Source organism: Streptomyces sp. NPDC050549 (assembly GCF_040655035.1).
In the GTDB taxonomy this organism is placed as follows: domain Bacteria; phylum Actinomycetota; class Actinomycetes; order Streptomycetales; family Streptomycetaceae; genus Streptomyces.
Map to the genome: position 1 here is coordinate 1 of NZ_JBFAJD010000121.1, position 1,400 is coordinate 1,400.

Consider the following 1,400-nt stretch of genomic DNA (forward strand, 5'->3'; position numbering starts at 1 on the left):
CCAAGCGGTTAGTAGGTGAGTGATGGGGTGACGCAGGAAGGTAGTCCAGCCCGGGCGGTGGTTGTCCCGGGGTAAGGGTGTAGGCCGTGTGACAGGTAAATCCGTTGCACATGTGGCTGAGACCTGATGCCGAGCCGATTGTGGTGAAGTGGATGATCCTATGCTGTCGAGAAAAGCCTCTAGCGAGTTTCATGGCGGCCCGTACCCTAAACCGACTCAGGTGGTCAGGTAGAGAATACCGAGGCGTTCGGGTGAACTATGGTTAAGGAACTCGGCAAAATGCCCCCGTAACTTCGGGAGAAGGGGGGCCATCACCGGTGATGAGTCTTGCACTCTGAGCTGGGGGTGGCCGCAGAGACCAGCGAGAAGCGACTGTTTACTAAAAACACAGGTCCGTGCGAAGCCGTAAGGCGATGTATACGGACTGACGCCTGCCCGGTGCTGGAACGTTAAGGGGACCGGTTAGTCACTCTTCGGGGTGGCGAAGCTGAGAACTTAAGCGCCAGTAAACGGCGGTGGTAACTATAACCATCCTAAGGTAGCGAAATTCCTTGTCGGGTAAGTTCCGACCTGCACGAATGGCGTAACGACTTCTCGACTGTCTCAACCATAGGCCCGGTGAAATTGCACTACGAGTAAAGATGCTCGTTTCGCGCAGCAGGACGGAAAGACCCCGGGACCTTTACTACAGTTTGATATTGGTGTTCGGTTCGGCTTGTGTAGGATAGCTGGGAGACTGTGAAGCCTGGACGCCAGTTCGGGTGGAGTCGTCGTTGAAATACCAGTCTGGTCGTGCTGGATGTCTAACCTGGGTCCGTGATCCGGATCAGGGACAGTGTCTGATGGGTAGTTTAACTGGGGCGGTTGCCTCCTAAAGAGTAACGGAGGCGCCCAAAGGTTCCCTCAGCCTGGTTGGCAATCAGGTGTTGAGTGTAAGTGCACAAGGGAGCTTGACTGTGAGACCGACGGGTCGAGCAGGGACGAAAGTCGGGACTAGTGATCCGGCGGTGGCTTGTGGAAGCGCCGTCGCTCAACGGATAAAAGGTACCCCGGGGATAACAGGCTGATCTTCCCCAAGAGTCCATATCGACGGGATGGTTTGGCACCTCGATGTCGGCTCGTCGCATCCTGGGGCTGGAGTCGGTCCCAAGGGTTGGGCTGTTCGCCCATTAAAGCGGTACGCGAGCTGGGTTTAGAACGTCGTGAGACAGTTCGGTCCCTATCCGCTGCGCGCGCAGGAACATTGAGAAGGGCTGTCCCTAGTACGAGAGGACCGGGACGGACGAACCTCTGGTGTGCCAGTTGTTCTGCCAAGGGCATGGCTGGTTGGCTACGTTCGGGAGGGATAACCGCTGAAAGCATCTAAGCGGGAAGCCTGCTTCGAGATGAGTGTTCCCACC

Annotated in this window: 1 rRNA gene; it reads left to right on the forward strand. The window is 56.7% G+C overall.

Annotated elements, in window-relative coordinates:
* Positions 1–1,400 (forward strand): 23S ribosomal RNA (locus AB0I51_RS48400); the annotation flags it as partial.